Raw genomic sequence first — 8,482 nt, 5'->3', positions numbered from 1 at the left:
CGTCGTCCACGACACAGCGGGCCAGGCGAAGACGCCCGGTCTCGGTCAGCGGGGCATTACGGTGGGGCACGAGGGCCTCCTGATCTCGGTGCAGACGTCGCAATCCACACCGAACCCGGAGGCCCTCACCCATTCAAGAACCCAGCACGCGTGTCACCAACGTCCCAGGACGACACACCTAGGCCGTGTCTTTCGGATCAGGTCGGATCAGGGAGCGGGGCCTGGTGCGTGCGATCGCAAGGCGGAGGAGGGAGTCAACGCGGTGGGGGCACCCCCAGCGGTAGCTGGGGGACGTTGGCGACCGACGACAACGCGGCGAGCGTGCGTGCCAGGCCCGCGAGCCCGGCCTGATCCGAAAGACACGACCTAGGCGTGCAGCGGCTTCACCCAGCGCGTCCACTGCTCCTGCGGTCCGTACCCGGCGGCCCGCCACGCGTGGTGCGCCCGCTCGTTCCGGTCCAGCACCATCGCGTCGCCGCGCCGCCCGCCGAGCGCGGTGAACCGCTCCTCCGCGGCCGCCAGCAGCGCGGAGCCGATCCCCTGCCGCCGGTGCCCCGGGTCCACCGCCAGGCGGTAGAGGTGACAGCGCCACCCGTCGAAGCCCGCGATCACCGTGCCCACGAGCCGGCCGTCCCGCTCCGCCAGGAGCAGCGCCCCGGGGTCGCGCTCGACCAGCCGCGTCACGCCCGCGACGTCGTCGCTGATGCTGGTGCCCTCGGCGGACGAGGCCCAGAAGTCGAGTACGGCCGGGAGGTCACCGGCCGCGGCCGGCCTGATGTGAAGATCATCCATGGCGGCATCCCACCACCCGCGCGTCGGCGGGTGCCACAGGTTTCCAGCATGCGGGCAGCCGCCCGGGAGGGCGGCCGTCACTCGTGCGCGATGGCGGCCAGTACGTTCATCCGCGCCGCCCGCAGCGCCGGCAGCACCGCTGCCGCCAGCCCCACCACGACCGATCCCACCAGCACGGCCACCATCACCGGCCAGGGCACCGCCAGTGCCGTCATCCCCTCCAGGGCCAGCACCCGCTGCGCCGCCAGCCCCCACACCAGCCCCAGCCCGAGCCCCAGCACCGCGCCGAACACGGCGATCACCACCGACTCCAGGTGGATCATCCGCCGCAGCTGCCGCCGGGACAGCCCGATCGCCCGCAGCAGCCCGATCTCCCGGGTCCGCTCCACCACCGACAGGGCCAGGGTGTTGACCACCCCCAGCACGGCGATGACGATCGCCAGTGCCAGCAGCCCGTACACCAGCCTCAGCAGCACGGAGATCTGGCCCCGGATCAGCTCCTTGTAGTCCGCCTGGTCCCGGACCTGCACCTGCGGGTACGGGTCGAGCGCCGCCTCCAGCCGCCCGCGCAGCACCTCGGGGGACACCCCCTCCGCCGCGTTCACGTACAGCGCGGCGTCCTGCGCCCCCGGCGCGTACCGCTCCAGCGTGCCCATGCCCAGGAACAGGCCGCCCTCCAGGCCCGGCCCCCGGGGCGCGTCCAGATCGGTGAGCGCCGCCACCCGCAGCGACGCAGTGCGCCCGCCGGGGAAGAGCGCCGGCAGCACCGCCCCGACCCGCACCCCGTGCTCCCGCGCGAACTCCTCGTCCATGCCCACCGCGCCGCCGGCCAGCGCCGCGCGGGTCGACCCCGAGAGGTACGGCACGTGTGCCACGTCGTCCAGCCGCGGGTCGTACCCGGAGGCGGTGGTCTCCACCCGCGCGCCGTCGGGCAGCGTCACCCGCAGCGCGGTGAACCGCTGCCGCACCACCAGGCCGACCCCGTCCACCCGCCGCACCGCGTCGGTGACCTCCTGTGGGAAGGGCGCGAGGTTGGCGCTCTGGAGCACGAAGTCCGCGCCCAGCGTCCGGTCGATCTGCCGGTCGAAGGAGGCCGCCATCGAGGCACTGGCCACCGACAGCCCGCCCACCAGCGCCAGCCCCACCATCAGCGCCGAGGCCGTCGCCCCGGTACGCCGCGGATTGCGCAGGGCGTTGCGCTGCCCCAGCCGCCCGACCGGCCCGAACACCCGCGGGAAGGCCCCGCCCAGCACCCGGATCACCGGCCGCACGAGCAGCGGCCCGCCCACCACCATGGCCACCAGCGTCAGGGCGATCCCCAGCCCCAGCAGCGACGCGGCCCGCCCCGTCGGCTCGGCGGCCGCGCACCCGGCCAGCGCCGCCGCACCGGCCGCCCCCACCACGAGGGCCACCAGCCCGCGCACCCGCAAGGGCCGCCCCACGCCCGCCACCTCGGCATCCGACAGTGCGGCCATCGGCGAGACCGCGGCGGCCCGCCGGGCCGGCAGGTACGCCGCCACCACCGTCACCCCGAGCCCCACGACGTACGCCGACACCGGCACGGCCGCGGTCACGGCCATCTCCGCGGCGCTCAGGTTCACCCCGGCCAGCCCCAGCAGTGCGATCAGCCCCGCCGCCAGCCCGATGCCGGTGGCCAGCCCCAGGGTCGAGCCCACCAGCCCCAGCAGCAGCGCCTCCGCCAGCACCGACCGCCGCACCTGACGCCGGTCCGCACCCAGCGCCCGCAACAGGCCCAGCTCCCGGGTGCGCTGCGCGATCAGCATCGAGAAGGTGTTGACGATCAGGAAGATCCCGACCAGCACCGCGACCCCTGCGAAGCCCAGCATCACGTACTTGATCACGTCGAGGAACCCGCCGAGCCGCTGGGCGGCGTTCTTCGCCTGCTCGTCCGCGGTGCGGAGCTCGTACCCGGGGCCGACGGCCGCCGTGATCCGCGCCTTCAGCTCCGTGTCCGGCACACCCGGCGCCGCGTCCACCGACAGCGAGGAGGCCCGGCCGGGGCCGCCCAGCAGCCGCACCTGCGCGGTCGGGGTGTCCACGAACACCAGCGCGGCACCCGGATTGGTCGTCGTGAAGGTCACGATGCCGGTCACCCGCACCGGGAACGACCCCCGCCCGGCGAGCACGGTCAGCCGGTCCCCGATCCGCACCTTCCGCCGGTCCGCCGTGGTGTGGTCCAGCAGCGCCTCGCCCGGGCCGTGCGGGGCGCGGCCGTCGGTCAGCTCCACCGCCATGTGCTCGCGCGGCGACCAGTTCGAGACGATCGTGGGCGCGCCGTTGGTGGGACCCACCGTCTCCCGCCGGGAGTCGACCACCGTGGCGTTGCGCGCCACCGCGTCCACGTGCACCGCCCGCACGCCCGGCACGGCCGCCACCTCCGCCGCGAGCGAGGCGGGCAGGGTGCGGACGGCTCCGGACGGCAAACGCTCGGTCAGGTCCTCCAGGGGAGCGACCGTCACGTCGGCGGCGGTGGAGGCGAACAGCCGGTCGAAGGTACGGGTCACCGTGTCCGAGAAGATCAGGCTGCCGGTGACGAACGCGACCGAGAGCAGCACCGCCAGCGCCGACAGCAGCAGCCGTCCGCGGTGGGCGAGGAAGCTGCGCAGGGTCGCCTTGAGCACGCCTCAGTCCTCACGGTCGTACGGGGCGGACGCCTCCGGCACCGGCGGGGCGCCGGCCGGGGACGACGCCGCGGCACCTGCGTCCGCCCCCGGATGCTCCGGCAGCCGCCGCATCCGCTCCAGCACGGACGCGGCCGTCGGCTCCGCCAGCCGGTCCACGATCCGCCCGTCCGCCAGGAACAGCACCAGATCCGCGTACCCGGCCGCCACCGGATCGTGCGTCACCATCACCACCGTCTGCTCCAGCGAGTCGACCGCCTCCCGCAGGAACGCCAGCACCTCGGCGCCCGCACGCGAGTCCAGGTTGCCCGTCGGCTCGTCGGCGAAGATCAGCTCCGGCCGCGAGGCCAGCGCCCGCGCGCAGGCCACCCGCTGCTGCTGACCGCCCGACAGCTGGCTCGGCCGGTGCCCCAGCCGCCCGCGCAGCCCCAGCGTGTCGATCACCCGGTCCAGCCACTCCCGGTCGGGCTTCCGGCCGGCGATGTCCATCGGCAGCGTGATGTTCTCCGCCGCCGTCAGGGTCGGCAGCAGGTTGAACGACTGGAACATGAACCCGATCCGGTCCCGCCGCAGCCGGGTCAGCGCCCGGTCCCGCAGCCCCGTGATCTCCGTGTCGCCCAGCCACACCCGGCCCGCCGACACCGAGTCGAGCCCGGCCAGGCAGTGCATCAGCGTCGACTTGCCCGAACCGCTCGGCCCCATCACCGCGGTGAACCGGCCCCGCTCGATGTCCACGTCCACCGCGTCCAGCGCGACCACGGCGGTCTCGCCCGACCCGTACGCCTTCGTCAGGTCCCTGGCCCGCGCAGCCGCTCCGCGTTCGGTCATCCGCCTACACCGGTGAGCGTCGGGCGGACCCGATCACGCAGTACGAGTCGGGGAAGGCCGGCCCCCGCTCCGGGATGCGCAGGCTCCGCTGCCGCACGATCCGGAACCCCGCGGCCTCGATCGCGGCCAGCGGGTCGCGGGCCGTGTGGCAGCCGCCGCACAGCCGGGGCCACACCGTGCGGTCAAGCACCCGCTGGAACGACGCCATGTTCGGGCCCGGCGCCAGCCCGTGCTCGAAGAACCGCAGCTCGCCCCCGGGCCGCAGCACCCGGTGGACCTCGGCGAGGGAGCGCGCCAGGTCCCGTACCGAACAGAGCACCAGCGACGCCACGGCGCCGTCGAAGGCCTCGCTCTTGACCGGCAGCGCCTCGGCCACGCCCGGCACCACGTCCACCGGCACGTCGGCCCGCAGCGCGGTGCGCACCGCCAGCCGGCGCAGGGTGCGCTCCGGCTCGACGGCCACCACCTCGGAGACGGCCCGCGGGTAGTGCGAGAAGTTGCGGCCGTTGCCCGCGCCGATCTCGATCACCCGGCCGCTCAGCCCGCTGAGCAGTTCCTCGCGCAGCTCCGCCACGCCGGCCCGGGTGTCCGCCTGCACGCTCATCCGGGCGTAGAAGCGCGCGAACAGCGGGTGGTGCACGGGGTCCTGCGGTACGCGTTTGCGGCGCAGCGGCATGGTGGAGCCTCCTCACGCGAGTGGTGGCGTACCCACAGTCTCCCCCTACCACCGTCGGGCAAGCCCGCACGCCGCTGGGCGCGGCGGGAAACGGCCCCCTCCCGCGCCGTACGCGGAGCACGCCGCCCGGCCGGAACCCGCGCCCCGCACAACGCCGGAACCCGCGCCCCGCACGAAGCCGGAACCCGGCGTACGCGAAGCCGGCCGCCGCCCTGAGCGCAGCCGCGCCCGCCCCCGCCCCGCGGAGCGGCCGGCCGCTACGCCGGCCAGCTCGCCAGGAACTCCCGGGCGTCCCAGGTCCCGCCCAGTTCCGGCGCCAGCCACCCGGGAGCGGCCGCGCGGAAGCCCGCGGGGTCCAGGCCCCCGGCGCCCGCGGGCACCGCACCCACCAGCGGGGCACGGGAGACCGACGGCAGGTCGGCCAGGTTGCACCGTTCGGCCAGCCCGGGCGCGTCCGGCCAGCTGCCGATCACCACGCCCGCGTGCGCGAGACCCCGTGAGGCCATCGCCTCGCTGGTCAGGAAGGCCGAGTTGAGCGTCCCGAGCCCCGCCGGGACCACCACCAGGACCGGCGCGTCCAGCAGCCGGGCCGCGTCGGCGAGCGTGTGCCCGGCGCCGTCGAAGCGCACGAACAGCCCGCCGGCGCCCTCGACCAGCACCAGGTCGTGCTCCGCGGCCAGCTTCCCGGCCGCCTCCGCCACCTCCTCGGGGGAGACGTACGGCATGCCGGCCCGGCGCGCGGCGGTGTCCGGCGCCAACGGCTCGGGGTAGCGGGCCAGTTCGAGGCCGGTCAGCGGCCCCGCGAGCCGGGCCGCCTCGGCGACGTCAGCGGCCTCGTCCGGCGCCACCCCGGTCTGCGCGGGCTTCAGCACCGCCACCGACCGTCCGGCCGCCAGGGCGGCGGCCGCGATCGCCGCGGTCACCACCGTCTTGCCGATCTCCGTGCCCGTACCGGACACGACGAGCACGCTCATCTCAGCCTTCCCGCGCCGCCGCGCACACCGCGCGGCCGATCCGCGCCACGTCCTCGTCCGAGGACACGTACGGCGGCATCGTGTAGATCAGGTCACGGAAGGGACGCAGCCAGACGCCCTCCCGCACCGCGGCCCTGGTGGCCGCGGCCATGTCCACCTCGTGGTCCAGCTGCACCACGCCGATGGCACCGAGCACCCGGACGTCCTTGACCCCGGGCAGCGCGGCGGCCCCGGCCATTCCCTCCAGCAGGCCCGCCTCGATCCGCTTGACCTCCCGGGCCCAGTCCTGGCCGAGCAGCAGGTCGATCGAGGCCAGCGCCACCGAGGCGGCCAGCGGGTTGCCCATGAACGTGGGCCCGTGCGCCAGCACCGGCACCTCGCCCCGCGAGATGCCGTCCGCCACCCGCGCCGTGCACAGCGTGGCGGCCATCGAGAGGTAACCGCCCGTCAGCGCCTTGCCCACGCACATCACGTCGGGGGTGATCCCGGCGTGGTCCGCGGCGAACAGCGCCCCGGTGCGCCCGAAGCCGGTGGCGATCTCGTCCAGGACCAGCAGGACCTCGTACTCGTCGCACAGCTCGCGCAGCACCCGCAGGTACGCGGGGGAGTGGAAGCGCATGCCGCCCGCGCCCTGCACCACCGGCTCCACGATCACCGCGGCCAGTTCGTGCGCGTGCGCCGCCACCAGCTCGCGCAGGTGGGCGACGTACGCGGGCTCCGGTGCGGCGTCGAAACCGGCCGGCGGCGCTTCCGCGAACACGTGGCGCGGCAGCGCACCCGACCACAGGTCGTGCATCCCGCCGTCGGGGTCGCACACGGCCATGGGCTGCCAGGTGTCGCCGTGGTAGCCGCCCCGCCAGGTGAGGAGCCGGGTCTTGCCCGGCCGGCCCACGGAACGCCAGTGCTGGAGGCACATCTTGATCGCGACCTCGACCGAGACCGAGCCGGAGTCGGACAGGAAGACGTGCTCGAGCCCCTCGGGGGTGATCTCCACGAGCCGGGCGGCGAGCCGGACGGCGGGTTCGTGCGTGAGCCCGCCGAACATCACGTGACTCATCCGGTCCAGCTGCCCGCGCACCGCCTCGTTCAGCACCGGGTGGTTGTAGCCGTGGACGGCCGACCACCAGGAGGACATCCCGTCGACCAGCTCGTCCCGGCCCTCGGCCGGCTCGGCCAGCCGCAGCCGGACCCCGGACGCCGAGGAGACCACCAGGGGCTCCTGGCGTCCGGGCATCGGACCGTACGGGTGCCAGACGTGCTGCCGGTCGAGCGCGAGCAGGTCGGCGGGGGAGAGCGGATCAGGCATTCGGCGCCAGGTCCGTTCCCGCACCGCGACGGCGTACGGCGACCAGCTCCGGCCGCACCTCGCCCGGCTCGGCCTGCTCCGGCGCGGACGCGGCGGCCTCCGCCGGCACGTCGGCCCGCGCGGCCGGCTCCTCGTGCGAGCCGCACCCGCCGCAGCCGGAACCGCAGCCGGCGTCCGCCTGGGAGCCGCACAGCGAGGCGCCGCCCCCGTGGGAGCCGCAGCCGCCGCCGGCCGTGACCTCGGAGCGGTGCTTCGGGAGGGTGGTCTCGCCGGCGCCCTCCACCTCGAAACCGGCGTCCGCGATCATGTCGAGGTCGGCCTGGCCGGCCTGGCCCTCACTGGTGAGGTAGTCGCCGAGGAAGATCGAGTTGGCGATGTGCAGCGCGAGCGGCTGCATCGAGCGCAGGTGCACCTCTCGGCCGCCGGCGATCCGGACCTCGACGTCGGGGCAGACGAAGCGGACCATCGCCAGGATCCGCAGGCAGCGCTGCGGGGTGAGGTTCCACTCCTTGGCCAGCGGGGTGCCCTCGAAGGGGATCAGGAAGTTGACCGGCACCGAGTCCGAGTCCAGCTCGCGCAGCGAGTAGACGACGTCGATCAGGTCCTCGTCGCTCTCGCCCATGCCCGCGATCAGGCCGGAGCAGGCCGACAGGCCGGCGGCGTGCGCCTTCTGCACGGTGTCCACCCGGTCGGCGTACGTGTGGGTCTTGGTGATCTGCCCGTACGTGGCCTCGGAGGTGTTGAGGTTGTGGTTGTACGCGTCGGCACCGGCCTCGCGCAGGCGCTCGGCCTGGCCGTCGGCGAGCAGACCGAGGCAGGCGCAGACCTCGATGCCCTCGTTGTCCTGCTTGATCGCCTCGATGGTCTTGGACACCCGGTCCACGTCGCGGTCCGTCGGACCGCGGCCGCTGGCCACCAGGCAGACGCGCTTGGCGCCGCCCGCGACACCCGCGGCGGCGGCCTTGGAGGCCTCCTCGGGCTTCAGCCACGTGTACTTGAGGATGTCGGCCTTCGAGCCGAGCCGCTGCGAGCAGTACGAGCAGTCCTCGGGGCACAGCCCGGACTTCAGGTTGACGAGGTAGTTCAGCTTGACCCGGCGGCCGAACCACTGGCGGCGCACCTTGCCGGCCGCGGCCACCACGTCGAGCAGTTCGTCGTCGGAAGTCGCCAGCACGGCGAGCGCCTCTTCGCGGGTCGGCAGCTCACGCCGCAGCCCCTTGTCCACCAGGGTGTTCAGCAGGTCCATGACGGTGATCCTGGCTTA

7 protein-coding genes are annotated in these 8,482 nt (G+C 74.7%); all 7 read right to left on the bottom strand.

All coding sequences use genetic code 11. The features are described 5' to 3' along the window. Positions 1–366: 366 nt before the first annotated feature. The 7 genes from ACIQUQ_RS16725 to bioB all read right to left on the bottom strand — a co-directional run bounded on the left by ACIQUQ_RS16725 (position 367) and on the right by bioB (position 8,464). On the bottom strand, positions 367–792 hold the full coding sequence (locus ACIQUQ_RS16725; RefSeq protein WP_403976260.1) for a GNAT family N-acetyltransferase: 426 nt from the start codon (positions 790–792) through the stop codon (positions 367–369). A 77-nt stretch (positions 793–869) separates the two neighbouring features. Further along, a complete protein-coding gene (locus ACIQUQ_RS16720; protein WP_403976257.1) occupies positions 870–3,434 on the bottom strand; it encodes an ABC transporter permease in 2,565 nt (854 codons plus the stop codon). Between the two features lie 3 nt (positions 3,435–3,437). Then, positions 3,438–4,262 (bottom strand): ABC transporter ATP-binding protein, encoded by an 825-nt coding sequence (locus tag ACIQUQ_RS16715; protein ID WP_403976255.1) that lies wholly within the window; start codon positions 4,260–4,262, stop codon positions 3,438–3,440. 4 nt (positions 4,263–4,266) lie between these two features. After that, complete coding sequence (locus ACIQUQ_RS16710) at positions 4,267–4,938, bottom strand: class I SAM-dependent methyltransferase (RefSeq protein ID WP_403976252.1); 672 nt, start codon at positions 4,936–4,938, stop codon at positions 4,267–4,269. Positions 4,939–5,195: 257 nt separating this feature from the next. Beyond that, on the bottom strand, positions 5,196–5,912 hold the full coding sequence (gene bioD / locus ACIQUQ_RS16705) for a dethiobiotin synthase (RefSeq protein ID WP_403976249.1): 717 nt from the start codon (positions 5,910–5,912) through the stop codon (positions 5,196–5,198). Between the two features lies 1 nt (position 5,913). Next, positions 5,914–7,218: an adenosylmethionine--8-amino-7-oxononanoate transaminase gene (locus tag ACIQUQ_RS16700; protein WP_403976246.1), complete on the bottom strand. Its 1,305-nt coding sequence runs from the start codon at positions 7,216–7,218 to the stop codon at positions 5,914–5,916. After that, on the bottom strand, positions 7,211–8,464 hold the full coding sequence (bioB, locus tag ACIQUQ_RS16695; RefSeq protein WP_403976243.1) for a biotin synthase BioB: 1,254 nt from the start codon (positions 8,462–8,464) through the stop codon (positions 7,211–7,213). Before bioB ends, ACIQUQ_RS16700 begins: the two co-directional genes overlap by 8 nt. Positions 8,465–8,482: the final 18 nt, after the last annotated feature.

The organism is Streptomyces sp. NPDC101118, assembly GCF_044759445.1.
Lineage (GTDB): Bacteria > Actinomycetota > Actinomycetes > Streptomycetales > Streptomycetaceae > Streptomyces.
The sequence above is the reverse complement of the archived record's forward strand: the minus strand, read 5'-3'. Positions and strand labels throughout refer to the sequence as shown.